Consider the following 26,988-nt stretch of genomic DNA (forward strand, 5'->3'; position numbering starts at 1 on the left):
CACCAAAACTAACGGGAAGCCAGTAAAATCAAGGCTTCCCGTATTTTGTCTGCATGTGGTATATTCGTCCGATTTAGACATGAGAAAAATTTTTTTAATATTTTAGCAATCTGCGCATCTGCTCTTGGGTACGGTATTTATGGTTTAATTCCAGATTGAAAACATGTCCGCATTCTCTTAGGATTTCGTCATAATAAACGAACTGGTATATGTTCATTCGTCCATACAAATACCGGTCTGGATTCAAATTCTGTCTTCGATATCTTGAAGGTCTCTTCTATCCGTGCAAGTCCTCTGTAAGTATCCCTGATTTCATAGTCGCTCATATTCAACTCGCTGGTGACGACTGAATAGTATCCATCGTATTTTTCTTCTTCTGTAATCTTTTCTGTATCGAGAGTTAATTCTCTTCCTTCTACAATCTCACCTGTTGCCTTGTCAAAAGCAATATTCCGCACATATGCTCCGGAACCGGCATCTGCACCGCGAACCAACTGTCCATACACATATCCGTCTCGTGGATTATAATCACCTTTATTATCACCATTCAGGAAATATATGTTATCTGATGTGTTAAGTCCCCGGTCGGCAACAAAAATAATACGTCCGCTGTTGAATTCATTTTTCACGCGGTTAATAATGGGACGCATATGAACTTTTTCGGATTCGTTGCCCGGAAACAGGTCAAAGGCGAGGGGAATACCGTTTTTGCCCATGAGTAAACCCATTTTGACGATGGGGTCTGGCCTGTGGTTTTTCTCAGGTTCCTGTTTTCTGTATTTTAATTCAGTAGGATTTCCTTTTTTGTCTATCGGATTACCGTTGTCGTCAAAGGTGTCCATATCAGATCTTCCGATATCGAAATAGAAGTTCGTACAATCAAAATAGGATACGTGAAAATAGCAGAAGCCGAAAAACAGCTTCCAGATCATACTTAATAGAAGTGTTTCGGAGTTTCCGCTTCCAGAATTTATCCAGTTCCAGCTGTTTGTAAAGTTCTTTTAAAACAGAATAACCTGCGTTTTTAAGATTGTCCTCGTTGATATCCATTTCAGCTTCCATATCAATGGGAACAGAAATTTTCTGAGCAGCTTTTTTCTCAAAAGTGCGTTCTTCAGCAATCTTTTTAAAATGTGAAACAGGATCATCGTACTTTATTTGCAGCTCATCGAGACGGCTGAGATTTTCCACACATTTTTGCCTGGTTTTTCCATTTTCGTAATAGGATTCATAAAAGTACAGCCGTGTAACGCCTTTAATTCTTAAAAGTGGCTTATGTGGCCCGCATCGGTCTGCCGATAGCGGCGATGCCCGTGATTTTTGGCCTGGTGTTATGTTGTACGATTATCCTGATCCCGGTAGGTGTAGCAATGAGGCGTATGGCGGGTTGAGTACTGATGCCTTTATAAAATAAGAAGTATTATCCTCATTCAAAGCGCTTGAATTCAGCAGAAAATCAAAATTTCGGTAGCAATCCCGCAGAATCTGGTTGATCTTTTTTCTGGCGCTCTCGAACGTAGTTTCCTTTACATTTGCGAAGGAAAGGAAAATGACGAGATAAGTTCCCTGTATGGATCGGTATTCTTTATTTTTCCAGATATCCGTTTTTTCGAACAAATCCTTGCGGCTGGCGTATTGAACAGAGAAGAATTATGCCAATTGCAGTTGTTTTCAATCAAATCCCATCTTTCTGAGACAGATTAAGGTTCCGTTTTTATATTCTTATCTTAATAGACGGATTAGGCAGTGGCAACAGATTTTTGAAATATTAGATGGTCTGCCAGGGTTGTTTCTGCGGGGAGTGGGAGACGCTTCTTATAGCAGCAACCACGAAGGCGGTTCGACGGGCAGGGGTCCAAAAAGAAAAAACAGCGAAAAGCTTCGGGCGGAGTTCCGTTATTATGTGCTTCCGGAAAAGGACTGGGAGACGGAAAATGTAGGCTTTATCCTCGGCAGTATCGGACAGGCGGAATCAATGCTATTTTTACGTTGAACGGTAAACTTTTATATGATGCATGAGATTTCCTAAGCACAGCTTGAAAACAGGTTCCAGAATAAATTGAGGGACATTGACGTTCTGTTAAAGGACATTTTGTGTTTGATGAAGAATTTAAAATCAGAAAAAATTTAAGTGATACCTAATTTTAAAAGAATCCGGCGTGCATGAAGGAAAAATGGAAACATCGGCAGAAAAAAGGCTGTTAGTTGACAAATCGGTATTGTAGCGACTCTTTAAAGGTTGAACGTATCTATTTGGAACCCGGCGGCTGGGGAAAAGATAAGAGGACGTTTAATATAGCGGGAAGGAGGAAACAGGACATGGAGACAACTATGCTCGATGCCGCTCTGTCGCAGGGGATATGGGCAGTGGTGGCGGTATTTCTGCTCATCTACGTAGTGAAATCGAATGAGCAGAGGGACAAGAAACAGGAAGAACGTGAAAATAATTATCAGTCTGTAATAGAAAAGCTTACAGAAAAATATCAGATTCTTTATACCGTTCAGAATGACCTGAATGAAATAAAGAACCATCTTCTGGCGAAGCAGGATTCACGTTCGGAATGAGATGAAAAAAAGAATTGATGTCCTTAAATGACGAAAAAAGTCCGTGGCCTGTATCCTTGTATGATAGGCCACGGACTTTTTGGAATGATAAAACAGCTATTATTTCTGTTGGAAGACTTTTAGGTGTTATTAGTGCCAGAAATAGGTAATGGGAAGTTATTTAGAGTAAAATAAAAATTGTAAAAAGTAAAAAAGAAAGGATAAAAAATGAGAAAAAAGATTCTGAAAGTGTTTTTTGTGATATTGACAGGTATCACGGTGACCCTGACAGGATGTGAATTGTCAGGAAGCAACGAATCCGCGCAAACGGAAAGCGAAAGTGGTAAGGATGCTGTAAAGTTTATTCCAAATCTTACTACGGCTGTTACCAGGAAGCCAACGCCCACAGCTGTGGCAGCAAATCCAGGAGACAGTGTGCAGAATCAACAGTCTGGAAATAACGCAGAAGCGGAAATTTACCAAAGCCAGGAAGATCCCGCAGATCAGGAATCTGCACAGGAAGAAACTTATGATATCCAATATATCACTGGTAATATTCTGTATTCCGATGAAAATACGATAACAGTAGAAGTGGGCGAATCAGGAAATTATTATAATATGGTTTTTAATATAGAAAACGCCGTCCTGAATATAGCTAATGGGAGTGCTGTACGATCCGGACTGAATGTTGACCTGGAGTATTATAGTCAGAATAACGTTAATATAGTAATCATGCTTACGAGTGATGGGGAGGAATATTTACCTTCCAGTACATTAGAGGAAGCGCAGAAAATGACCGACGAATATGTACCTGATGTGAGTGAATCGGAAAACGAAGATTTTGAAGATACCTCTCCCAGTGAATATTAGATTTTCTCGCATTTTCTCGGAAAAGGCACTGCATATGCAGCGCCTTTTTCTCAGGTGCGCTCGTCAGGCGCATGTTCAAAAATCGTTAAACACCTGCAAGCTTTGCAAAAGTATCTCTTCCCGCAATTCCATCCGCAGTTAATCTCTTAGAAGTCTGGAATTTTTTCACACCTTGCTTTGTGGCGGCTCCAAAGGCATTATCAATCCCGTTATTCAGGGTAATACCATGAGCATAAAGACCAATCTGCAGAACTCCGACATAAAGGTTATTGGCCCCTTCTGAAAGCACATGAGCAGCACAGGCATTGGATGTGTTTGTTCCCCAGATGCCATCGGTTGTAAGGCCAGTGCCGTATACGGAATTAAGTGCAGTCTGGATTGCTTTAATATATGCTTTCTGACTCGCAGATCCCCAGATACCGTCTACAGTCAATCCGGCTTTGAACTTTGAGTTCAATGCAGTCTGAGCTGTTTTAACTGCGGAGGAACCTGTGGAAGCAGTTCCTTTGCCTACATAATCCTGATGCATATAACCGATTCCGATTCCAGACACTTTCACATGAACCCATACACCAGAGTTGGTTCCATCTAGCTCAAGGCTGGTTCCCTTTGATACCGTACCCATGATGGCTCCGCCTGGCGTCTGACGTACATAAACGCCATCTCCAGTACATACCCCAGTGCTTTTCGTTGTCCAGGTAGAAGGAGTTGTTGTTTCGCCAGAGTTATTAATGGAATTAATAATACTATAATCCGGCCTGGCGAATCTTGTACCGGAGGACGCACTCAATGTACGGTTTCTCTGATATACGCCGATCCCTTCAGCTACCACACCGGAACCGTCATTTGTATTGCCTTCAATGGTAGTATAAGAATTACCACTAACAGCAATAACAAGTCCAGTATGATTAAATACCGACCCATTATGATACATTACGATGTCTCCAGCTTTCGGCGTAGAATAATTGGTAAATTTGGTTGAAATGTTTGGAACACTTATATACGGCCAATGCTTTAATAATTCCGAAGCCTTCGACTTGTTAAAGGCTTTCATAAATACCCAGCTTATAAAGCAGGCACACCATGCCTGACCCTGGTATTCTGGTGCAACATCCCGCCAATACTTTGTATAATTAGCGGTTCCTGCATTTGCGGTCTTGCTGTCAAGATTTGCATTCGATGCTTTCTCACGATAACCGATTTCTGCTTTTGCAATATTTATCGCTGCCTGAATTGCATCGGATGCTGTCACCTTATAATTAGTGATATAGGTCTTTAATGCATTATATACCATTTTCTGTCGGCTCTTATATGCTCCGACCTGATTTCCGGTATCTGTCTGGCAGGCAGTATAAAGATGATCCAGTGTGTAAGGCTTTGTAGTCTTGGCAAGAATCCTTTTCACCGCAGAAAGTCCACCCTGATGGCGAAAATTTGCACACATCATTTTGGCATCCATTGCTGTAACGCCCAGAGAAGCTGCTTCCTTCACATAAGTTTCCATCTGTCCATCCATAAGCTGATCCTGGCAGCGATGACCAACTGTTGAATTGATAATATGTACAATTGCCTTCGCTTTTGCCGAGGTTTTTGAGAGCTGATAGTTTGACCAGTCTGTTTTATTAAGATCCGCCGCGACACCGGCCGTATCATACTTGCTGAAAGTTGCGGCATCAGTAGTTTTAATCTTAAGAAGAAGTGTACGAGCCTCATTGCCATACCACTGTCCGGCACCGATTGTGATCGCATGTTCCGCAGAACTGTTGGTATATGCTTCCGTAAAATCAGCATAGTCCTTTTGTCCATATACTTGTCCGCCAGTTTCCACTGCATAAATAATATTTCGCATTACAAGTTTTTCATGATCTGTCATTGTGTTTTTTCTCCTTTTGAAATTTTGGAATTTGCAAATTCATTTTATAAGGAGAAAAATAGTCTCAAAATGTAAACCGCTAATCAAGATTTTTGACAAAAAAGTGCCGTGAAATCCAATGAGCAGAAGTGCAAAAGCAGGATTCATGTTCGGCAAGTGATGAAGAGCAAATTTGATGGCTGAAAACGAAAAAAGCCCTTGGGCTGTACCGTATGCTACTGCGCAATGACTTTTGAGAATGAAAATGAGACAGTTGTTACTGTTGGAAGACTTTTAGGTGTTGTTAGTGCCAGAAATATATTATGGGGTGTTATATGAGGTAAAATAAAGAAGTAAAGGTTGACAACAAGGATAAACGATATGTCAATGTAACTATTGACTGTATAGATGGGAATGGGATGAGGGGAATACCTCTTAGATGTCCTTACCTCTATACCATAAAAAGAAATAAGTCTGTAAGAGATTTCTCTTGCTTACAAACTTATTATACGAGATGGAGAAAAGCATGTGCGGAATTTGTGGATTTTTCGGAAAGAAAAAGAACAAAAGAGAGATTGTGGAAAAAATGAAGGAAAAGCTGGTACATCGAGGTCCAGATGCGCAGGGCAGTTTTGTAAATGACAGCGTGGCCCTTGGATTTCGCCGCCTGAGTATCATCGACCTGGAAGGCGGCCTGCAGCCTATGAAAAGCAGCAGTCAGAACCTGACAGTGGTGTTTAACGGAGAAATCTATAATTACCAGGAACTGCGGGAGCAGATGGAACGGGAAAAGAAGATTCTTTTTGTCACCCGCTCGGACACGGAGACGCTGGTGAATGGTCTTGAGGCTTATGGTCCGGCGTTTGTGGAGCAGCTTCGTGGAATGTTTGCCTTCGCCGTCTGGAATGAGAAAAAAGAAGAACTGATGCTGGCGAGGGATTTTTTCGGAATCAAGCCGTTGTTTTACACAGTGGTGGATGGAAATTTCGTGTTTGCGTCGGAGATTAAGAGCATCCTGCAGTTCCCGGGCGTCCCGAAAAAGTTGAATGAACGGGCGCTGGAGCAGTATCTTTCTTTTCAGTATTCCGTGCTGGAGGAAACTTTTTTTGAGGGAATCTACCGCCTTCCGCCGGGCTGTATGCTGTTTTACCGCCAGGGAAAGTATGAAATCTGCAGATATTTTCAGCCGAAGCTACAGCCCGAGGCGGGGTGTTCGCTGGCGGATATGGAGAAAAAACTGGAGAGCGTGCTTAAAAAATCCGTCCGCCGCCATATGGTCAGTGATGTGGAAGTGGGAACTTTCTTGTCCGGCGGTGTGGATTCGGGTTTTATTGCCGTGTTGTCCGGGGCAAAAATGGCGTTTACGGTGGGATTTCTGGATGGGAACAGCGGCTACAACGAGGAAAACAGGGCCAGGGAGGTGGCCCGGTATGCGCATCTTTCTTATCACATGCATACTATCGGGAAAAAGGAGTTCTGGGATGTGCTTCCAAAGGTAATGTACGCCCTCGACGAGCCCAGCGGTGATGCTTCTGCCGTCGCCATGTATTTTTTGGCTGCCAAGGCGTCTCGTTATGTGAAGGTGGTGCTCTCCGGGGAGGGTGCGGACGAACTATTTGGCGGTTATAATATCTACCGGGAGCCTCTGGCTCTTCAGAAAGTGGCCTGGATTCCTGAAAAGATCCGGCGTGCGGTTTCCCGGCAGGCGAAAAAACTGCCGGACCGCCGCGGCAAGAGCTTTCTGATCCGGGCCGGCCAACGGGTGGAGGAACGGTTTATCGGGAACGCCCATATTTTCACCGACGAGGAGCGCCGGGAGCTTTTGAAAAATCCGACCGACACGCCGTCCTGTCAGGAGTTTCTGCGAAAGACTTATGAAGAAGCCGCCGGGCTTTCCGACCCGGAGAAAATGCAGAACATCGACCTGAAATACTGGCTGGCCGGGGATATTTTGCAGAAAACCGACCGCATGAGCATGGCCCATTCGCTGGAGGTGCGCGTGCCCTTCCTGGACCGGGATGTGTTCGAGGCTGTCCGGACACTTCCGCCGGAGGCAAAATTTGCCCACGGAAAGACGAAGTATCTGTTTAGGAAGGTGGCCCGGAAATACATCCCGGAAGACACGGCCGCGCGGAAAAAGCTGGGATTTCCGGTGCCTGTCCGTGTCTGGCTGCGGGACGACGACTGGTACGGGAGAGTTAAAAAAATGTTTCAAAGCCCCATATCCCGTCAGTATTTCCACACGGAAAAGCTGACGGCGCTTCTGGAGGAGCATCACGCGGGAAAGAAGGACAACAGCCGGAAAATCTGGACGGTGCTGGCGTTTTTGTTCTGGTATCAGGAATATTTTGATGAGTAAAAATAATAAGAATAACCCAAAAAAGATTGTAAAAATAGATTTTGAAAGTATTTTTGGTAATGATGGCGGGAAGCAGCTGTAAAATATATAGCTTCTGTAGTGAGGATTATATGCAGGATGGAAATTGGGAATATTGTTTAAATACAATATTCCTTTTTTTATAGATATAAGAAACCTTTGATTCTGAACAAAAAAATAAAAAATAAGTTTACATTTTTATGCCCAGATACTCTTTAAAAAATAAAAGGGTATATGATGCAGGGATATAAAGATTTGGTTATACAGGCAAAAAATGATTCAAAATACATGCAAAGCTTACTTTGCATAATGGAACCTTTAGTAAAATCATATGCAAAAAAAATATTCTTTCTAGATTGGGATGACGCAACTCAAGAATTGAATTTGGCAATTATAGAAGCAGTAAAAACAATCGCCACTTGTGAAGACGATTATCAGTGCTTGAAATTCATTACCAATTCAGTGAAATATAAATTTGCTCATCTTTGCAAGAGAAACTTAAAAAAAGAAAAATACGAATGTGCATATATGGATAATGAAGGTGATTTACAAGAAAGCTATAGAGCGGATTATTCATCTGTGGAATTAGCATTTGATCTGAAAAATATAACCTTAAAAATGACTTCAAACCAAAGGGATATTTTAAAATACTTGATTTTAGGGTGGTCAGATAGTGAAATCGCATCTTTCTTACACTTTAGCCGTCAATATGTAAACAGAGAAAAGAAAAAAATATATCAATTTCTGAAATGATTTTTTACATAAATAGTAAGTGCTGAATATTGCTTGAATTTGTGACATAAACATATTTGCAGCAGTCAAAAGAAGAAGCAACATGTTTGAAAGAAAAATTAAGTCAAAAATGCCGCAGCCTTTGAAAATATTGGCTGCGGCATTTAAAATATATGATATGTTTGATGTAAAAAACATCAGGTTCTCAACCAGACATTTGGGTAAGTCAAGATGATGCTTCTGATATAAGATATGCAACATTAAAATCATCATATACTTGAGAATTTAAATGCATATCTTCATATAACTTGATATAGTCGCCGATTGTTTTGACAAAAACAGAACTATTACAATTATTGCATGTGTTATCCTCTGCATATATATGAGTGTTTCCATCGTTGTCCTCAACAAATAAGAGAGTAACATCTATTTTATCTTCTGTTAACCAGAAAGAGATATATTTTGAAAGAGTCCCATCAATTTCTGTGGCACCATCCGGAATTTGTTCATCTGATTCCAGCTCATTAATATGTTCCCAAAAAATTTGAGGAGAGAACACAAGTAATTTTAAGTTTTTTTGAGAGTCTTCTGAGTACCATATATGTGCTTCTGTGTTGAGATAGTCGGTTATATTAATATCCGTATCTGCCGGTAACTCATAAGTTTCACCGACGTCGGAAGTCAGTGAAAAGGTTTTGGTATGATTAGAATAAGAAGTGACAATCCCCTTGACAAAATAGTAAGTTGTATCTGACTCACTGTCATAATAAGAGCCGGAACCATCTATATCATAAGATACATGTTGCCCCTCAGGCTCCTTAGGGGCGGAAAGGGTGATTAGATCTGAGGGGGCTTTGCCAAAAGCTTGTCCGGATAGCAATATACTACCGAGTACGATACTGCCTGCGATACATAGAATTTTTACATTATTCATGGTTAAATGGCCTCCTTGTTTAGTTGTTGAATATTATATCAATTAAAGTGTGAAAATTGTAATTTTGACTTATCGAAATATGTTTTAGAAATGAGTAGAATTTCGGTTATTTTTGAATATTTGTTTTTAATGAAAATAATGGTTTACATTTCGCCTGTAAGTTACTTTATATAAGACAGATAACCGGTTATCACAAATAAAAAACGGAGGTAATATAATATGGCAACAGCGAGTACAATTATCAAAACAGCGAGCAATGAGATTGGAGTAAAAGAAACCGGCAATAACAACGTAAAGTACAATACGGAGTATTATGGAAAGGCGGTAAATGGTGATGCTTATCCGTGGTGTGCAGTGTTCGTATGGTGGGTGTTTAAACATTCCGGCGCATCTAGCATTTTTTATGGAGGCGGAAAAACAGCATCTGTCTATGAAATTTGGAGATATTATAATTCATTAGGACGTGTTTATTCAAGCCCGAAGGTCGGAGACCTCGCAATTATTACTACGTCTGCGGGGGGAACTTATGGTCATGTTGGTATTGTTAAGTCAGTCAGCGGAAATACGTATGTAACAATTGATGGAAATTCTAAAGATCAGGTAAGAACAACTAATCGTACTGTTGGTTCTCCCAAGGCTTCGTTTTGCAGACCGGCATATGGAAGTGGATCTGGTTCCAGCACAAACCTCTCTATGGGCTCAAGTGGAACTGATGTGAAGGATATGCAGAAAAAGCTTATTGCATTAGGCTATAGTTGTGGTTCCTCAGGTGCAGATGGGTCTTTCGGACAGGGAACATATAATGCCGTTTGCAATTTTCAGAGAGACCATGGCTTGACGGTGGATGGTGTTATTGGGCCTACGACACGATCTAAAATAAATTCCGCATATTCAAATTTAGGAGGAAGTAGTTCCGGCACAAATCTGTCTATGGGCTCAAGCGGAACTGATGTGAAAAATATGCAGAAAAAACTTATTGCTTTAGGGTACAGTTGTGGTTCCTCTGGCGCAGATGGAATTTTTGGACAGGGAACATATAACGCTGTTTGCAAATTTCAGAAAGCAAATGGTTTATCCGTTGACGGAATTATTGGACCTGCTACTCGGGCGAAAATTAATGCTTTATATGCAAAATTGTAAAATGGATATAAGATAAAAATGACAGATGCAGGAAGTAGAGTTTTTAGAATCTACTTCCTGCATTTGTTTATTTGATAAATGTATGGTAAATGGTGTTTTAAAAAAAACGGGAAATACTAAAGAAAGACTATATATGGGCAGCGGTTTATGTAGCGGGGATCGGTCAGTATGGAAACTATCCGGATGATTATCTGCATGATGTAGAGATATGCCAGAGCTTTGCCTGCTAGAACCGTGAAGAAATGGTGGAGAGTGTTTTGGAAAAGATAAGAATGAAGTGCCAGAAGGTATTTCATACTATCCACAATTACATTGATACGGATGAGATGATCTTAAGGAAAAGTACGATTGCTGCTCATGCCGGTGAGAAAGTCCTGATTCCGATTAATATGCGTGATGGAAGTGTATGGCGGTGGGAAAAGGCAATCTAGAATTCTTCATCCAGCCAGAACAGGATTTCCATAAATTCCTCCGGCATGTCTCCGAAGAGCGGTGAGATTGAAAGCAGACTAATGTTAAGAACATCTGCAATTTTTTTAAAATTTCCGGTCTGGGAATCCGGGCATTCGTTTCGTATTGAGTAATTCTTGTGCCGAAGGCTTTGTTCAGACCGATGGCGCGGCCAAGTTGATTACCGGTCATAGCTCTGAATTTTCTGCATATCTTAATCCTTTTTCCAATAGTTATGTTGAAATTTTCTCCTTCTTTTGATACAAATACGTTATGATTTTTCGTGATTATTATTTTTAACAACAGCGTTGCTTCTTGAAGCAAATGCTGGATGAAGCGTCTCCTGGTTCTGGGAAATATCAGGCGCAGACAGTATCTGCTCCTCAACATTTTCAGAGTGAAGATGGATATTATCATTATTCAGCAGCTGATCAAAATTCTTGATAACGATGTTCAGGATATCCTGCTGTTTCCGGAGTTTTTCCATTCGTCTTGGGCGGTGGCCTGTTCAGCTTCTAATTTTTCAATCTGTGCGTCCAGTTTTTCCGGCTTTGGCAGAGCCTTTACGCCGAGCTCCTTCAGGGTCTCTTTGCTGGTAGTGTGAAGCTCATACTCTTTCTGATGTTGTCCGCGATAGAGGGCAGGGTTTTGGGTATTTTTTTCATTTTCTACGATTTCCCTGGAAGCGCGGTAAGCGGAGCATTGTTTTTTGATCAGTTGTTTCGTTTGTATCTGCTGGCCGATTTCATCAATCTTGTCCCGGGCGGAGGCAACGGAACCGTCCATATCTGCGATATGCTTCTGAAAATCTTCGTAGTTCAGCAGGTTATTCTCACAAAGATAATTGAATAAATCCAGGAGATATAGAATTTAATGTGGTAAAGCGATAAAAATATAGTTTTAAACTATAGCTGGTGCTAGATATTATGAATTGGCATATTTGGAAGTGTAGTGGTATAGTATGTTCATGCTCAACGGAGCGGGGAATAAGAGAGAGGGAGAATGAGATGTCTGGGATTGTGATTGAGAAGGTCCGGAAGTCTTTTGACACGAAAGATGGCGTGGTCGAGGCTTTGAAGGATGTGAACCTGAATATCGATTCCGGTGATATATATGGGATTATCGGTATGTCAGGGGCAGGTAAGAGTACATTGGTACGATGTATGAATTTTCTGGAGGTTCCCACAGAGGGCCGGGTTCTGATAGATGGGAAGGCTCTTGGAGATTTGACAGAGAAGGAATTGAGGAAGCAGAGGGAAGAAATCGGTATGATCTTCCAGCATTTCAATCTGCTGATGCAGAAGTCAGTGATCGATAATGTCTGTTTTCCACTTTATATTAAAGGAAAGAAGAAAGCGGAAGCCAGAAAGAGAGCGGCAGAGCTTTTGGAAATCGTTGGTCTGGGAGACAGACAGAATGCTTATCCGGCACAGCTTTCCGGTGGTCAGAAGCAGAGGGTTGCCATTGCAAGAGCACTTGCATCGGATCCGAAGATCTTACTTTGTGATGAGGCTACCAGTGCACTGGACCCGCAGACTACTTCTTCTATTCTGGAATTGCTGAAAAAGATTAATAAGCAGTTTGGAATTACTATAGTGATCATTACTCATCAGATGTCGGTTGTGCGTGAAATCTGTACACATGTGGCGATCATGTATGAGGGCGAAGTGGTTGAGAAAGGACTTGTAGCAGATATTTTTGCAAATCCTCAGTCAGAGGTTGCCAAAGAACTGATCCGAAAGGATACAGGCTCCGATATCGACGCAGACAGCAGACTGGATGCCGGCAGGGAAAAAGGACAGGCAGAGATTAAAAGCGGTGAGAAGATACGAATCGTATTCTCCGAGAACTCAGCTTTTGAGCCTGTGATCGCAAATCTGATCCTTACATTCGGAGAACCGGTAAATATCCTGAAGGCAGATACCAAGAATGTAGGTGGTGTAGCCAAGGGAGAGATGATACTGGAGTTTATGGAGGGCAGTACCAGAACAGAAATGATGAAACAGTATCTGAAAGAAAAAGGGTTAGCAATCGGGGAGGTGACAGGATATGTGGGATCATGAGACAATAATGATGATTGTCCAGGGTGTGGGAGAAACACTTTACATGACAGTTCTTTCCACAGTTCTGGGATACCTGTTCGGACTCCCGATGGGAGTGCTGCTGGCAGTGTCTGATAAAGAGGGACTGAAGCCAAATGCAGTGTTGTATAAGATACTGGATGCAATTGCAAATATTGTGAGAAGTATTCCATTTTTGATCTTACTGATTCTGCTGATTCCTTTTACCAGAGCAGTGGTGGGAAAGAGCTATGGATCAACAGCAACAGTAGTTCCTCTGGTAGTGGCTGCCATTCCTTTTATCGCACGAATGGTGGAATCTTCTATTAAAGAGGTAGATGCAGGTGTGATCGAGGCAGCCAGAGCTATGGGTGCAAGTAATATGAGAATCATCGTGAAGGTTCTTCTGGTAGAAGCCAGAACTTCACTGATCACAGGAGCGACGATTGCGATCGGAACGATCCTTGGTTATTCAGCCATGTCCGGCGCAGTAGGAGGAGGCGGACTTGGAGATATCGCCATCCGCTATGGATATTACAGATATCAGTCAGATATTATGATCATTACAGTTATCCTACTGGTGGTACTGGTACAGATTTTTCAGTCAGTGGGAATGCTGATCGCAAATAAGATTGACAGAAGAAAGTAGTTATAAGAAATCATTGCTTATAAAATGGTTATGAAAAAAGTTAAAATATAAAATTCAGGAGGACAGTTATTATGAAAAAATTAGTGGCAGCAGTTTTAACAGGAGTACTGGTAGCAGGAACATTAAGCACAGGTGTTTATGCAAAGGATGATGACAAGACCATCACAGTTGCAGCATCTGCAACACCTCACGCAGAGATCCTTGAGGAGGCAAAACCGCTTCTTGAGAAAGAAGGATATGACCTTGAAGTTACTGTATTTGATGATTATGTAAGACCAAACGAGGTTGTAGAGAGCGGTGAGTTCGATGCAAACTACTTCCAGCATATCCCATATCTGGATCAGTTTAATGAAGAGAAGGGTACACACCTTGTAAATGCAGGTGGTATTCACTATGAGCCATTCGGAATCTATCCCGGAACAAAAGACAGCCTGGATGATCTGGAAGACGGAGATTCCATCGCAGTACCAAATGATACCACAAACGAAGCAAGAGCACTTCTTCTTCTCCAGGATAACGGAATCATCACACTGAAAGATGGTGCAGGATTAAATGCAACTGTTAAGGATATTGCAGAGAATCCTCACAATGTAGAAATCGTAGAACTGGAAGCAGCACAGGTAGCACGTGTTACAGGCGAGACTGCTTATGTGGTATTAAACGGAAACTATGCTCTGGAAGCAGGATTCTCAGTAGGGAAAGATGCACTTGCATATGAGAAATCTGATTCTGAAGCAGCGAAAACCTATGTAAACGTGATCGCAGTCAAAGAAGGCAACGAAAACAGCGACAAGATCAAAGCTCTGGTTGATGTACTGAAATCTGATGAGATCAAAGACTTCATCAATGAAAAATATGACGGTGCTGTAATTCCTTTTGATGACAGCGCAGACACTGAAGAAGCTGATGCAGAAGAAGCAGACAGCAAAGACGAAACAAAAGATGATGCCGCAGAAGAAAATGCAGAAACAACGGAAGCAGCAGAAGATGCTGAATAATAACAGATAATAATGACAGATAACAAGAGATTCCTTTTTCAGGTAAAACTGAAGAGGGAATCTTTTGTAGTTTTTTCCTGTAGTTTCTGTTACAATCTATAGTAACTCTACAAAATACTGCAGGCTATCTGGATCATTATGGAATTGATACAATGATAACAACTCCGGGAAAATTTTATCGGCCTATACTATAGCAATCCTCTAAAATAATGCATCTTAATCCAGCTCATCAGAGTGTGAAATCCGGCGTCAGATATCTTTGCCGTGCGTCAGCACGCCTGCAAATATCTTCCTTGTCTTTCGCACTCTGCTGAACTGTCTTAAATGCATTATTTACGAGGATTGCTATAAAGCGGGAGGAGCGTATGAAAAAAAACAGATATGGAAGGATTATCTTCCGATAGAAATGAAAGAGCACTGGACAGTATATGAATGTCTGAAGGAAAATGAAGATTCCGCAACATTTTTGGTGAAAGAGACAGTTGCCGGAATCCTGTGTGTGCTGAAATGGGGACGGAACATGCAGGCAGAATTGCTACGCAATGAGATGGAAATTCTGGAAAAACTGGCAGACAGGAAGTTGTCCGGGATTCCAAAGGCGTACAGGATATTTGAAGAAAACAGAGAAGTATATCTGGTAAGAGAATATATAGAGGGAACACCTCTGGCTCAGATGGTTCTGCAGAAAGGCGAAATACCGGAAACGGAAATCTGCAGGATCAGCAGGAAGATATGCAGAACAGCAGAGCAGTTTCAGAATCCGGATAATCTCATGATACACCGTGATATCAAACCGGAGAATATTGTGATCACGCCCGGCGGTGAAGCAGTATTTATTGATTTCGGCACTATGCGCAGTTACAAAAAAGATGGATCCCGTGATACCTTTGTAGTGGGGACCAGAGGGACTGCAGCACCAGAACAGTATGGTTATACACAGACAGACCAGCGCACAGATGTGTATGCCATCGGACAGACAATGCTGTATATGGTTTCAGAGAGCTATGAAATGGATCAGCTTTCTGAATGTAACATCAGCAGGAAAATGAAGAAAGTAATAGAAAAAGCCTGTTCATTTGAGCCTGATAAAAGATATACAGATGCATCAGAACTGAGCAGGGCGATAGAAAAATGTCAGAAAAACAGCAGGAAAATCCTATGGAAAAAAACTGGTGTAGCAGTCGGACTGATAGCAGCCGGCTATATACTGGCGTTTCTTTTTCCTGGTATGACAGCGACCAAAAATGAAAGAATAGCTGCGACAGATCAGAATGCAGCAGAAGTATTGCAGACAACAGCGGAAACTCAGGATGAGGAAACGGAACAGACTGCAGAAAAGACTCAGAACCCGGAACAGGTTCAGAATGTAGAACAATCTCAAAACAACCCTGTAGTATTTAAAGAAGCGTTAATAGAAAAAGCAGTCCGTAAGGAATTGAACCTTTCTGAGACAGATACCATAACTGCTTCCATGCTGGAGGATGTGAGGAAGCTGCGCATTGTAGGAAAGGAAATTCTTGAGGACGAAGATACTTTCTGGGGTGAAGGGCATCATGTGAATGGAAAGGACAGCAGCTTTGGTTCTGTGCGGGGAGATATTAAGAATCTTTCGGATCTGGCACAGATGACAAATCTGGAGGAGCTTGCGCTGTGCAATCAGGAGATTGAAGATATCTCCGGGTTAAAGGAGCTTCCACTGAAAAAGCTCTATCTGAGCAAAAATATGATCACAGATTTCTCTGTACTTCCAAACCTGATAGATCTGGATATTCTCTGTATTATGGAGAATCCGGCAGAGGACCTGTCACCGGTTGGAGAATGCATCAGTATTTCCCGGTTAAATATACAGGGGATGAATCTGAATGATATAAATTTTTTGAAAAATCTGAAGCTGGATTACCTGGATATGAGTAATGCAGAAATAAAAAACAATATATTTGAACCATTGGCAGAGATGGAAAAACTGGATACGCTGTGTATGTGTGATATCAATGAGGCAGCAGCAGAAACTCTTTCAAAGTTGAGTACCTTAAAGGCATTATTCATGTGGGGAGACAGTACGGAACTGGAGAACCTGAAGCCGTTGAAAGGAATGGAGGAGCTGGATACCCTTGCATTTACAACACAGATCTCTTCGCTGGAGGGAATTGAGCAGTTTCCTTCCCTGAACTTCTTGTCAGTGAGCTTCAGTCTGGTGACAGATCTGAGCCCCATCACAGGAGCAGAGAGTTTGCAGACAATAGATATTTCCAATGCAGAAATTGAAAACTATGAGCCTTTGCTTGAATGCACAGGACTGAAAGAGGTACGTTGTTCAGAAGAACAGAAACAGGAAATTCTGAAACTGAATTCTTCCCCGGATTTTGAAATTTATACATAAAAAGGGACAAATTTGTCCCGACTTAAAATGGGCAGATATGGTACACTTACTAGTATCATATCTGCTTTTTAAATATTTTATCCGTTTGATGCGTTTGACATTCGCGGCAGTTATCGGACAGCAGACAGTGACAAAGAAATAAATGTCGCACCAGGTATGCTTTTGCAGGAAGGAGATATGAACAGGAAAGAGGTGTGAGAAGAAATGAAAGAAACAGATGAAATCATGGGGATGATAAAAGAGGAGGGTGCCGCATATTTTGCAAGAGAACGTGGAAACAAGGTAGAGGTGGGTCTTTATCTTGAGCATCTGATCGAAGAGCGTGGAATGAAAAAGAAAGACATTGTGCGAAAACTGAATCTGGAAGAATCCTATGCACGAAAGCTGTTTGGCGGTCAGCGGATCCCTACAAGGAAAATACTGCTGCAGTGTGCGTTTCTCCTTTCTCTTAATCTGGCGGATACACAAAGGCTTCTGGATATCGGTCAGAAGCCCAGGCTTTATCCGCGTGTGCGCTATGACGCAGCGATTATTTACGGACTGGAAGAAAAAATGACGCTTGAACAGATGAATAGTTTTTTGGATGAAATTGAGGAAGAGGTTTTACTGTAAAATATAAGAAGAAAGATATCCCTGAAGGGATTCTGAACGCTGCTAAAAATGAAGCTGGCAGTGTATAAAAATTCTAATCCAGAAAAAGGAGGGTTTTACGTATGAAGAGAAAACAGATTGCGTTGCTGTTATCACTGGTACTTAGTGTATCACCAATGGCAGAAGGTGCGGTTGTCTGGGGAGCTGATTTTACAGATGGTACAGCGATTGAACAGACACAGCAGGAAGAAACAACGGAAGAGGTATCTGACTTTGATTCTGAGGAAACGGTATTTTCTGCAGGTGAAGAGCAGAATATGGAAGCGGCTGCATTTTCAGACGAGAATGTTGAGACAGGGGAATTAAAATATGAAGTCGGACTGAACTATAGTACCGGAGCTACAGATTTACTTCCGGGACATACGGTAACAGTAGGTGTGGATTTGTACCAGATTCATACAGATGAAGATGGAAATGAAAGTCGTGATAACTATGAAGGCAGCTATCAGATAAAGCTGAAAGGTGATTCGGAAACGCTTTATGAAAATAGCTTTGTCTCAGCAAAGGTAAGCGAGGATGGCAGAAATCTGATTATAACTGCCAAAGGGAAAGAGGAATTAGATCCAGATAGGGATAATTTTGGAGATATTCCGATAAGTATTTTGGTTGGTGACAAAGAAGTTGCTGAAGAAGATGTATACATATCTGTCAGAGACAGTTATCATATCATAAAAATGAATGATGAACTGGAATCAGGAGGAGTCATAGTTGATCTGGGAGATGAACTGGATTTATCTTCGTATGGCATAAAAACTTCATATTATAATGCTGAAAATACAGAAGGAACAGAAGATACGGACGTATATTATGAAGTGGAATATGATGAAAATATATGGGAAGAAACAGAGATAAAAGATAATGGACTTCCTGTATTAAAAAGGAAAGAAAATGATTCTTCCGAGTTTAAGATTCGTGCATTGAAACAGAATAAGGAAACAGGCGAAGGGTATGAAGTTTCTGAAACACAATTCTGGATTTATGATATAGATTACCGATCAGATCTGAACTTCAGTTATGGAAGCAGAGAGAACGACGTTTTTCTCTATGGAGAAAATGTAAAGCCATTAACTCTCACCGTAGTCCCGGCAGAAGGATCTGTCAGTGATCTGAAAGGATTCACGGTAGACTGGAAAGTTGAACAGTATGTAGATAACAATGATGAAGAAAACATGATTCCGGTAGACTGTGTAGATTATTCAACCGATTCATCTGGAAATGGAATCATCAACGACACTATTACTTTAAGTGCAAAGAAGGGCTATGACTTTACAAACACAAATCTCCGTCTGAGCATTACTGCAACAGTAAGCAAGGAGGGAAAAGAAGTAACAAGAACCGGAACCGCACTTTGGGTAAATGAAGCAGTGGAAGATATTAATTTTCCGGGATCTGAGACTCTTCTTCCGGGATGGGGAATGAATATCAATCCTGTATACTATGGATGGCAACGTGATGAGAAGAATCCGTGGGGAACAGAGATCTATGCCCATGTTACAGATGTAAAGGCAGAGGGACCGGATGGTGTGCTGACTGTTTCTCCTGATGAGGATGGTTATCATCTGCAGGCTGCCCGAAATGGTAAGACAGGAGAATTTGAAGTCACATTATGTTATTACACAAGCAAAAGTGAAGAAGGCGAAGAAGGAAAAAAGGCTGATAAAACCTATACTTTCCACGTTTCTGTAAAGGATGAGAAATATTATTCTGAATATCATTACAGCAGTACAACAAGCGGAAGCTTTGGAATTATTCTGCCGAATACGGAAACTGTAGTGACAACATCTTTGTATAATCAGCAATATGATATTGAACAAGATGGTCAGAATCAGACAGAAATTAAAGATTATCAGCTTAAACTTGCAGAGAAAAAAGAGGGTACTCCGGCATGGGACACAAATCTGGTTTCAGTAACAGTCGATGGACATAAGCTTATGATAAAGGCAAATAATAAGACCGGAGATACAGAAATCCCGGTGGAATTTGTGGTCAATGGAGAGACTGTACTGACAGAGAACATCCATATAGGAGTAGAGGAGAATATCTGCTATATTTCTCCTGATGAACTTACTGACAAAGATGGAAACCGTTTAAATGTAAATGTCGGTGAAAGGTTAGACCTTGGTAATTGTGGAATCCAGACGCACCAGTTGACAGTAACAGACGGGGAAAATAAAGACGAAATTTTAGACACAACATTAGGAAAAGATGAATTTCGCTACAGGGTGGAATATAACCAGGACGCCTGGAAGTCTTCACTGCCAGAAGGTCAGAGCGGACTTCCGGTACTTACAAGAACTGCTTTCTACGAAACTTCTGTGAAGGTAATCGCTGAGAGAAAGTTGCAGAATGAAGAGGGAGAAAGTGACTGGGAAGAGGTAAATCAGGCATATTATTGGTTCGACGATGTACATTATGACATGGATTTTAAATATAGCTATGGTGATAGGAACAATGCCCGGATATATACAGATAAGGATCTGACTCTTACCCTTCAGACAGAACCGGAATTAGACCTTTCAAATAAAATATTTAATGTGGACTGGAAGGTTTACAGATATAACGAAGAAGGCGAAGAAGTTGATGCGTCAGACCTTGTAACTATCAAAAAATCAGGAACAACGGCTGTGCTGAAGGCAAATGCTGACCATAGTGCAGACTATTTCCAGGTTGAAGCTGTCGTGACAGTGGATGGAAAAATGATCGCACAGTGTGACAATGAAATCAGGATACAGGATTCTGTTTACTCTTTGACTGGTAATCCGGAATATCGGAGAATATTAAAAGGTGAATATTTAAGATATAATAAAGACGATTCCGGAAAAATCCGGATGGTACTTTATGAAGAAGATGGAAGCTGTCCGGAAGGAAAAACAACAGAAGTACAGGTTACAGATATAAAATTATCAGAATCCGGTATTTTTGAAAAGGTGGAGAAAGATGACAGAACTGAAATACATGCTGTAAAACCGGGAATAGTTGAAGTAACATTTTCTCTTGAAGATAAAGATGGAAAAAAATTGAAGCCGGTTACAGTTACACTGGAAGCAGTAGATTCATTTACCTGGATGGAGAACAGTCTGACAGGAAATTCTGATACAGGGGAAATTCTGCCAGGTGAATCAACCAAAATTGAAACCAGGGTAATGCGTTTAAGTGCTGATAAAGATGGAAAGAGAGAGGAAACCACGCTTACAGCAGGAAAAGACTATAAATTAGAGTATTATGGATATGATACTGATCTAATCAGCATCAAAGAAGATGGTACAGTCACCGCAAATCCGGAAGAACGTGGTTATACATGGATCGGAATCAGAGCCATATCTCCTGATGATCCTGAAAAGGTAATTACAGAAAGTGGAATGGACATTTCCGTAACAGGTCGTTATTATGTGATCGAGCCGAAGAATCAGGAAGAACTTTATCTTCAGTCTGATGGAAAAGAAGAGAAAATCAATCTTCAGGCTATTGTTTATGGAATCAAAAATCCATCAGGAAAGCGGGATACAGAGGGAAAATTTGAAATCGATGAAGAAGATTTTAAAAATGGTGATTTAAATGTCGCTATAAAAAAAGATAATACTCTTGTGATAAGCGTCAGATCAGATGCATCTGTCCTGGAACCGGGCGCTGCATTCTGGTATGATATACCAGTAAGATATGTGAAAAACGGAGAGAGGGTTGCAACAAAAGTTTATACAGTTGTCCGTTGTAATCATATAGCCAAAGAAACCGGCAGAGTATGGCCGTCCTGCGGCAGCAGCGGATATGTAAATTACAGGTGTGAGACCTGCGGCTATACATGGCAGGAAACGCTTGGAGCTTACGGACACAGTTGGAACAGCGGAGTTGTCACAAAAGAACCGACCTGCGGTACTGATGGAATTAAAACATATACTTGTACAGACTGTGGAAGCACCTATACAGAAATAGTCAAAGCAGCCGGTGAGCATAAATGGGATGAAGGAGCTGTTACAAAGAAGGCCACCTGTACAGAAGATGGAGTTAAAACATGTACCTGTACAGTATGTAAAGAAACAAAGACAGAAATTATCCCTGCACTGAAACATAAATGGGGTGCGTGGAAAACCAAGAGTGCAGCTACTGTGTTCAAGGCAAAAGTTCAGGAACGCACATGCACTACATGTAAAAAGACACAGACCCGCACAAAAGGAGAGAAACTGACACCAAAGGCAACACAGAATGTCAAGTCTCTGAAATTGAAGAAAAAACAGAAAACAACAGCCTTTAAGATCACAGGAATGGCAAAGGGTGATTATGTAAAATCCTGGAAGTCCAGCAATCCTAATATTGCAAAAGTATCCGGCAAAAAAGACGGAACCTGCACGATCACAGCACAGAAGCAGACTGGAACAGTAAGGATCACCATTACTTTTGCGAGTGGTATGGTAAAGACTCTCGAGGTTAAGGTACAGGCATCAACAGTAAAAACAACAGCAATCAATATAATTGCGAAAAAGGCAACTCTGAAAAAAGGAAAAACCTTAAAACTGAAACCAGTACTGGAACCGATTACCAGCGGAGAAAAGATTACTTATGAAAGCTCTGATCCTGAAATTGCGAAGGTAAGTAAAACAGGAGTGGTTACAGGATTAAAACCTGGAACTGTGACGATCACCATAAGATCAGGAAAACGAACCGTAACATGTAAAATTACAGTGAAAAAGTAAGTTCCCTGAAACAATAAAAGCAATACAGAAGAAGGGAGCAGAGAGTAACTGCTCCTTTTTCTGTATCCTGAAAAAATGACAAAGAATACACAGAAAATAATTGCGAAAAGTATATATTGCATAGTATAATAGAAACATGTTTAAAGCACGTCTAAAATAGTATCTCACTATCAATTTCATGTCTGAAAAAGGAGGAAGAGTATGAAGAAAAAACAAATCGCATTATTACTGGCAGCACTTATGTGCATAACACCTGCAGCAGAGAGCGTTGCTGTTATGGGGGCAGATTTTTCTTCAGGGGAAGAAGCAGTGGAAGCTATGCAGGAACAGACGGAAACTGAAGATTCGGCAGCGGAAAACGTAGCAACTGAGACAGAAGAGGCTGAGAATGCAGGGATAACAGAAGACATCTGGACATCAGGGGAAGAAATTTCTGAGTTTGAGACTGGTGAAGAAGAACAGCAGGATATGTTTGTTGAGGAACCAGATGCACAGACAGAATCGGCAACAGCAGCACAGGGAACCGGAACCTATGAGGTGGCTTTTATTGATGAGGGACAGTTTAATACCTGTCTGCGCACAGATGACGACAGACCGAATGTTGAAATGCAGACAATAGAGAAAACAACTCTCACAGAGGCATTAAAGAGTATGAAAGGAGACAGTACTGGATACTGTCTGGTTGTACCACATGATCTGGAAGGTGAAGAGGATATTGTTGTTCCTGAGGGAATGAATGTATTTGTAGGCTATGGTGACGGAGATGTAAAGATTAGAAGCATTACTCCAAATGGAAATATTACATTCTGGGGTGTAGGAAATGACAAAGAGTCCATAGAAATCAAAGAAGGAAAAGGAACAGTTGCATTCAAACAGCTTCATATGAACGGAGAAATCAGGGGCAACGGATCTGATGATACAGTAATCTTTCATGAAGATGCAACGATCGGTGGTATTTCCGGAATAGAGAATGTACACTTTGACTGCTGGAATCTGAATATTAAAGGAAAATCAGAGTTCTATAATCTTTACAATGATACCGGACATGATGAAGCAGCATCTCCGGTGTGGATTGAGATTGAAGGATACAGCAAGGAAAAAGTGCCGGTATTTCATAAAGTATTCGACTGGGGAACAGGAACATTTAAAAATGAAGAAGGTGATTCCTGGAGTGGCAATTATACGCTGGGAATTGGTTATAATAAGTCTTTTGAAGAAGAGGAATGGTCGGAGGTGAAACTTTCATCCGGAAGTCAGGCAGTGACATTTGATATGCCTCTGGAAGATATTGTTAAGCTGAGTGACCGACTTTATATTCCACAGGAAAGCTATGATCCTGAGTTAAGCCTGGATGGAAAAATATGGAATCGTAATGAGAATAAGCTGTACAGAATTTACAGATATCAGGATGCCGGTGGTTTTACTGCACAGGAGATCTTTGAAAATCATAGAATATGGGATTTTGAGTATCCGGATAATGCAGATTATTTCCTTGGAAGTACTTCAGATGTAAACCAGATGATGCAGGTGATAGAATCTGACCAGAAGAATCAGACAGCAGGTTATTATACCATTGATCTGCCTAAAGCTGCTTCTGTAGATACGATTGATATTCCGTCTGGTGTTAAAGGCGTATCTTTCTGGGGACCAAGTGATTATGATGAAAAAACAGATACTCATACACAGTATCCGATAAAAAAGATTGGTTCTGTTAAAACAAAAGAAGGACAGACAGTGAAACTGGCTCACGCAATTGTAGACAGTGGATTATCTGTCAGTGGAGATGGCGTTGTACAGATTCAGGATTCTGTTATCCAGGGAACTTTAAAAGGTACCGGAGCAAATGATACAGTGACATTTATTCAGGATTCACAGTTGGGCGGACTTTCCGGTGTGGAGAATGTACATTTCGGAAAACAGTGCGGAAGCCTGAATCTCAGAGGAGCAGCTGAATTCTATAATATTTATAATGATACCGGCAGTGATGCAAATGAGCAGTTCCCGGTAGGAATTAATATTGAGGGAAAAGATGCTTCCAGAATAGTAACCTTCCATAAAATATTTGACTGGGGAACCGGAGATTTCAGTAATGAAGAAGGCGATCACTGGACTGCTCCATATACACTGGCAATCAGATATTTCAAGACATTCGATACTAATGGGGAAGACTGGGAAATGATTAATCCGGGAACCGGCTTCCAGAGTGTGAAATTTGATATGTCAGACAGCGATATTATTGACATGATAAACAGAGTACAGGTTCATGCACCTGATAATGGTTATGACCTGGATATGGATGGAAAAACATGGTGCAATGAAGGCAATGCTGTTGACATTGAGATTTGTCAGAGTATGGAAGGACAGTCTGCACAGGAACTTTTGGATGCATATGGAAAACGTGAATTTTCTGAAGAAGGTCTTTCATGGCTGGGCGCATTGCCAAGTACCGGACAGGCTTCCAGATATCTGGCTGCATATCAGAAAAAGAACAACGCAGAAGGCTATTACATCGTACATATTGGTCAGAAAGCAGAGATTACTGGCACACTTACCGTACCGGATGGGGTAAATGCAGTGAAGTATGCAGGACCTGTACAGCATGATGAAAAAACAGATACAAACAGATGGGTTCCAATCAAACTTTCTTCTGTTAATGTTCCGGCAGGAAAGAAAGTTGTCCTGATGAATATGCTTGTAAGAGGAGATAATCTCACGATCACAGGTGAAGGAACCACAGAGCTTCTGGATACAAGACTGAACACAAATGTAACTGCAAATACACTGGAAATCACAAAAGCAGCGGTTAAAAACTTAAACTGCAAAAACCTGCTGATGGAAAGTGAAGAGGAAGGTGGCAACAAACTGGTAGTTGCCGGATACCTGAGCTTTGAGAATGCATCTCTGAATCCAAATTGCGAACTTTATGCAGAACCTGGATCTTATCTGAAACTGGGAGAGATTGACTGTACAAAATTTGATGTAAGGGATAATTTGCACATATTTACAGGAAAAAATGGCTCTTTATCAGCAGAAGTTTACTTTGCAGGTGAACTGAACCTGGGTACTTATATGCATACACTTGGAGATGGAAGCGAGAGAGATCTGGAAAGAGGAATGAATCTGATCACCTGTGATGAACAGAGAGCCGGAAAAGCCAATGCCTGCTTTACAGAAGATTGTTTCTCTGAGACATATCACTATAATGAAGATGGAAAGAGCTGGTGGGGAGATTATCCTGTAGTTTATAAAAATGAGAAAATCTGTCTGGCAACGGTAGATAAGAAACTGGATGAGAAGAACATATTGGAGTTCATGTCTGTTGAATTTGCATTACCAGATAAAGAAGAATCAAGTATTATCTTATCTGTGCCTGAAAAAGAGAATGGCGAGTGGGAAGATTATGCAATTGACGGAGATAAACGTCTGGTAAGTTATTGGCGTAATGAAAATGACGAGTGGAAACAGATAAAGACAAAAGCATACTTCAGAACAGCGGAGACTTCTGCGGGCAGTATTGCATCTGCACAGATTTCTGATATTAAAACCCAGATCTACGCAGGTAAGGCAGTCACACCGTCTGTAACAGTAACCTTAAACGGAAAGAAGCTGAAAAAAGGAACAGACTACACAGTTTCCTATGCAAACAATACTAAAGCCGGCTCTGAAGCATCTGTGATCATTAAAGGTAAGGGTAAATATGTTGGTACAACAACAAAAGATTTCGAAATTGCAGCAATTCCGGCAAAGGGTAAAGTCTATACAGCAGGAAACCTGAAATACAAGGTAACCAAATCTGCATATAAAAACGGAACAGTAAGTGTGTATGCACCGGCTAAGAAAACTCTGACAAGTGTTTCCATACCTGCAACAGTCAAGATCAATGGATACACATTCCAGGTAACTGCAATCGGAAATAAAGCATTTGCAGGATGCACAAAACTGAAGAGCGTAAAAATTGGCGCTAAGGTTACTACAATTGGCAAAGAGGCATTTAGCGGATGCAAAGCGCTGACATCCATAACAATCAGTTCAAATGTCTTAAAAGCGGTTGGCTCTTCTGCATTTAAGGGAATCTCTGCAAAAGCAGTGATCAAAGTTCCGGCAGCAAAATTAAGTGTATACCAGAAACTTCTGAAAGGCAAAGGACAGAAGAGTTCTGTGAAGATTACAAAATAAGAAGCCAGAATAAAAAATTATATAGTTAAAGTCATATAGAGGCAGAACGGATAAAAATTTCTGCCTCACATAAAAAGATAGTTCCTGAAATAGAAACCCGGAAATAAAGTTGGTGTCATGAGCAATTCTATTTCCGGGTTTCATTTTAACCGAATCAAGTAAGCCCGTCTCATGCGAAGGTTGCGAAAAGCAATAAGCGGTAAGTAGTAAGTAGTAAGTAGGAACTTGCCCATTTGTCTTGTGTTTCTGAGCTTTTTTGTGTCAGGAATGCTTTAAAATGTACGAATAATTAAAAAAATAAAAAAAATTAAAAAAGTTTCAAAAAAGGTGTTGACATCCGACAAAATCCATTATATAATAGCAAAGCAAGTTACGGAGCGGACAACAAATAAGCCGCCTGAAACAAGCACAATATGGAATCTTAGCTCAGCTGGGAGAGCATCTGCCTTACAAGCAGAGGGTCATAGGTTCGAGCCCTATAGGTTCC

At 41.1% G+C, this 26,988-nt stretch carries 19 protein-coding genes, 1 tRNA gene and 2 pseudogenes; 16 read left to right on the forward strand and 6 right to left on the reverse strand.

Annotated elements, in window-relative coordinates; all coding sequences use genetic code 11:
* Positions 1-188 precede the first annotated feature (188 nt).
* Both ACESZG_RS16425 and ACESZG_RS16430 read right to left on the reverse strand, forming a co-directional pair.
* Positions 189-842, reverse strand: coding sequence for a transposase (locus ACESZG_RS16425; RefSeq protein WP_055060266.1), 654 nt, complete (start codon positions 840-842; stop codon positions 189-191).
* A 37-nt stretch (positions 843-879) separates the two neighbouring features.
* A complete protein-coding gene (locus tag ACESZG_RS16430; protein WP_055060267.1) occupies positions 880-1,191 on the reverse strand; it encodes a hypothetical protein in 312 nt (103 codons plus the stop codon).
* Positions 1,192-1,277: 86 nt separating this feature from the next.
* On the opposite strand from ACESZG_RS16430, the gene ACESZG_RS16435 reads away from it, so the two are divergent.
* The gene (locus tag ACESZG_RS16435) at positions 1,278-1,391 is read left to right on the forward strand and encodes a YccF domain-containing protein (RefSeq protein ID WP_081018968.1); all 114 of its coding nucleotides are present in this window, start codon (positions 1,278-1,280) and stop codon (positions 1,389-1,391) included.
* Here the strand turns inward: ACESZG_RS16435 and ACESZG_RS16440 are convergent.
* Positions 1,345-1,629, reverse strand: a pseudogene (locus tag ACESZG_RS16440) (AAA family ATPase); the annotation flags it as partial. The gene ACESZG_RS16435 and the pseudogene ACESZG_RS16440 overlap by 47 nt on opposite strands.
* A gap of 690 nt (positions 1,630-2,319) precedes the next feature.
* Between ACESZG_RS16440 and ACESZG_RS16445 the strand changes: the two are divergent.
* Both ACESZG_RS16445 and ACESZG_RS16450 read left to right on the forward strand, forming a co-directional pair.
* Positions 2,320-2,565: a BhlA/UviB family holin-like peptide gene (locus ACESZG_RS16445; protein WP_055060269.1), complete on the forward strand. Its 246-nt coding sequence runs from the start codon at positions 2,320-2,322 to the stop codon at positions 2,563-2,565.
* 207 nt (positions 2,566-2,772) lie between these two features.
* On the forward strand, positions 2,773-3,414 hold the full coding sequence (locus tag ACESZG_RS16450; RefSeq protein ID WP_055060270.1) for a hypothetical protein: 642 nt from the start codon (positions 2,773-2,775) through the stop codon (positions 3,412-3,414).
* An 85-nt stretch (positions 3,415-3,499) separates the two neighbouring features.
* On the opposite strand, the gene ACESZG_RS16455 is transcribed toward ACESZG_RS16450, so the two are convergent.
* Positions 3,500-5,287, reverse strand: a complete 1,788-nt coding sequence (locus ACESZG_RS16455) for a peptidoglycan-binding protein (protein ID WP_055060271.1) — start codon at positions 5,285-5,287, stop codon at positions 3,500-3,502.
* 505 nt (positions 5,288-5,792) lie between these two features.
* Between ACESZG_RS16455 and asnB the strand changes: the two genes are divergently transcribed.
* The 3 genes from asnB to ACESZG_RS16470 all read left to right on the forward strand — a co-directional run bounded on the left by asnB (position 5,793) and on the right by ACESZG_RS16470 (position 8,610).
* Positions 5,793-7,625, forward strand: coding sequence for an asparagine synthase (glutamine-hydrolyzing) (gene asnB / locus ACESZG_RS16460; protein WP_055201248.1), 1,833 nt, complete (start codon positions 5,793-5,795; stop codon positions 7,623-7,625).
* 252 nt (positions 7,626-7,877) lie between these two features.
* A complete protein-coding gene (locus tag ACESZG_RS16465) occupies positions 7,878-8,396 on the forward strand; it encodes a sigma-70 family RNA polymerase sigma factor (RefSeq protein WP_128866342.1) in 519 nt (172 codons plus the stop codon).
* An 82-nt stretch (positions 8,397-8,478) separates the two neighbouring features.
* Positions 8,479-8,610, forward strand: a complete 132-nt coding sequence (locus ACESZG_RS16470) for a hypothetical protein (protein ID WP_005424140.1) — start codon at positions 8,479-8,481, stop codon at positions 8,608-8,610.
* Here ACESZG_RS16470 and ACESZG_RS16475 read toward each other — a convergent pair.
* Positions 8,602-9,309, reverse strand: coding sequence for a hypothetical protein (locus ACESZG_RS16475; RefSeq protein WP_173698614.1), 708 nt, complete (start codon positions 9,307-9,309; stop codon positions 8,602-8,604). The genes ACESZG_RS16470 and ACESZG_RS16475 overlap by 9 nt on opposite strands.
* A 219-nt stretch (positions 9,310-9,528) precedes the next feature.
* Between ACESZG_RS16475 and ACESZG_RS16480 the strand changes: the two genes are divergently transcribed.
* Positions 9,529-10,449 carry a peptidoglycan-binding protein gene (locus ACESZG_RS16480; RefSeq protein ID WP_022380853.1) on the forward strand — a complete coding sequence of 307 codons (921 nt, stop codon included), beginning with the start codon at positions 9,529-9,531 and terminating at the stop codon, positions 10,447-10,449.
* Between the two features lie 170 nt (positions 10,450-10,619).
* A pseudogene (locus tag ACESZG_RS16485) lies at positions 10,620-10,885 on the forward strand (RtcB family protein); the annotation flags it as partial.
* 467 nt (positions 10,886-11,352) lie between these two features.
* Here ACESZG_RS16485 and ACESZG_RS16490 read toward each other — a convergent pair.
* Positions 11,353-11,685 (reverse strand): hypothetical protein, encoded by a 333-nt coding sequence (locus ACESZG_RS16490; protein ID WP_173705255.1) that lies wholly within the window; start codon positions 11,683-11,685, stop codon positions 11,353-11,355.
* 221 nt (positions 11,686-11,906) lie between these two features.
* On the opposite strand from ACESZG_RS16490, the gene ACESZG_RS16495 reads away from it, so the two are divergent.
* The 8 genes from ACESZG_RS16495 (at position 11,907) to ACESZG_RS16530 (ending at position 26,988) form a co-directional block, all read left to right on the forward strand.
* Complete coding sequence (locus ACESZG_RS16495; RefSeq protein ID WP_022380854.1) at positions 11,907-12,962, forward strand: methionine ABC transporter ATP-binding protein; 1,056 nt, start codon at positions 11,907-11,909, stop codon at positions 12,960-12,962.
* Entirely contained in the window at positions 12,949-13,608 is a 660-nt protein-coding gene (locus ACESZG_RS16500) for a methionine ABC transporter permease (RefSeq protein ID WP_055201246.1), read from the forward strand. Before ACESZG_RS16495 ends, ACESZG_RS16500 begins: the two co-directional genes overlap by 14 nt.
* Positions 13,609-13,679: 71 nt before the next feature.
* Complete coding sequence (locus ACESZG_RS16505; protein WP_173698612.1) at positions 13,680-14,606, forward strand: MetQ/NlpA family ABC transporter substrate-binding protein; 927 nt, start codon at positions 13,680-13,682, stop codon at positions 14,604-14,606.
* 406 nt (positions 14,607-15,012) lie between these two features.
* Positions 15,013-16,986: a protein kinase gene (locus ACESZG_RS16510; protein ID WP_368211117.1), complete on the forward strand. Its 1,974-nt coding sequence runs from the start codon at positions 15,013-15,015 to the stop codon at positions 16,984-16,986.
* Positions 16,987-17,190: 204 nt separating this feature from the next.
* Positions 17,191-17,598 (forward strand): hypothetical protein, encoded by a 408-nt coding sequence (locus ACESZG_RS16515; protein ID WP_118613768.1) that lies wholly within the window; start codon positions 17,191-17,193, stop codon positions 17,596-17,598.
* A gap of 101 nt (positions 17,599-17,699) precedes the next feature.
* Entirely contained in the window at positions 17,700-22,325 is a 4,626-nt protein-coding gene (locus tag ACESZG_RS16520) for an Ig-like domain-containing protein (protein WP_368211118.1), read from the forward strand.
* 201 nt (positions 22,326-22,526) lie between these two features.
* On the forward strand, positions 22,527-26,501 hold the full coding sequence (locus ACESZG_RS16525) for a leucine-rich repeat domain-containing protein (protein ID WP_368211119.1): 3,975 nt from the start codon (positions 22,527-22,529) through the stop codon (positions 26,499-26,501).
* A gap of 415 nt (positions 26,502-26,916) precedes the next feature.
* Positions 26,917-26,988: transfer RNA gene (locus ACESZG_RS16530), tRNA-Val, on the forward strand.

Origin of the sequence: Blautia sp. Marseille-P2398, assembly GCF_964240315.1 — a bacterium.
GTDB classification, from domain to species: domain Bacteria; phylum Bacillota; class Clostridia; order Lachnospirales; family Lachnospiraceae; genus Blautia_A; species Blautia_A wexlerae.

What these genes read in the sequence shown, in the direction of transcription:
- ACESZG_RS16470 (WP_005424140.1), top strand. Translation starts at nt 8,479, where the DNA reads ATGTTTGAAAGAAAAATTAAGTCAAAAATGCCGCAGCCTTTGAAAATA.
- ACESZG_RS16500 (WP_055201246.1), top strand. Translation starts at nt 12,949, where the DNA reads ATGTGGGATCATGAGACAATAATGATGATTGTCCAGGGTGTGGGAGAA.
- ACESZG_RS16450 (WP_055060270.1), top strand. Translation starts at nt 2,773, where the DNA reads ATGAGAAAAAAGATTCTGAAAGTGTTTTTTGTGATATTGACAGGTATC.
- ACESZG_RS16480 (WP_022380853.1), top strand. Translation starts at nt 9,529, where the DNA reads ATGGCAACAGCGAGTACAATTATCAAAACAGCGAGCAATGAGATTGGA.
- ACESZG_RS16510 (WP_368211117.1), top strand. Translation starts at nt 15,013, where the DNA reads ATGAAAGAGCACTGGACAGTATATGAATGTCTGAAGGAAAATGAAGAT.
- ACESZG_RS16525 (WP_368211119.1), top strand. Translation starts at nt 22,527, where the DNA reads ATGAAGAAAAAACAAATCGCATTATTACTGGCAGCACTTATGTGCATA.
- ACESZG_RS16495 (WP_022380854.1), top strand. Translation starts at nt 11,907, where the DNA reads ATGTCTGGGATTGTGATTGAGAAGGTCCGGAAGTCTTTTGACACGAAA.
- ACESZG_RS16490 (WP_173705255.1), bottom strand. Translation starts at nt 11,685, where the DNA reads ATGGACGGTTCCGTTGCCTCCGCCCGGGACAAGATTGATGAAATCGGC.
- ACESZG_RS16475 (WP_173698614.1), bottom strand. Translation starts at nt 9,309, where the DNA reads ATGAATAATGTAAAAATTCTATGTATCGCAGGCAGTATCGTACTCGGT.
- asnB (WP_055201248.1), top strand. Translation starts at nt 5,793, where the DNA reads ATGTGCGGAATTTGTGGATTTTTCGGAAAGAAAAAGAACAAAAGAGAG.
- ACESZG_RS16445 (WP_055060269.1), top strand. Translation starts at nt 2,320, where the DNA reads ATGGAGACAACTATGCTCGATGCCGCTCTGTCGCAGGGGATATGGGCA.
- ACESZG_RS16515 (WP_118613768.1), top strand. Translation starts at nt 17,191, where the DNA reads ATGAAAGAAACAGATGAAATCATGGGGATGATAAAAGAGGAGGGTGCC.
- ACESZG_RS16505 (WP_173698612.1), top strand. Translation starts at nt 13,680, where the DNA reads ATGAAAAAATTAGTGGCAGCAGTTTTAACAGGAGTACTGGTAGCAGGA.
- ACESZG_RS16520 (WP_368211118.1), top strand. Translation starts at nt 17,700, where the DNA reads ATGAAGAGAAAACAGATTGCGTTGCTGTTATCACTGGTACTTAGTGTA.
- ACESZG_RS16425 (WP_055060266.1), bottom strand. Translation starts at nt 842, where the DNA reads ATGGACACCTTTGACGACAACGGTAATCCGATAGACAAAAAAGGAAAT.
- ACESZG_RS16465 (WP_128866342.1), top strand. Translation starts at nt 7,878, where the DNA reads ATGATGCAGGGATATAAAGATTTGGTTATACAGGCAAAAAATGATTCA.
- ACESZG_RS16455 (WP_055060271.1), bottom strand. Translation starts at nt 5,287, where the DNA reads ATGACAGATCATGAAAAACTTGTAATGCGAAATATTATTTATGCAGTG.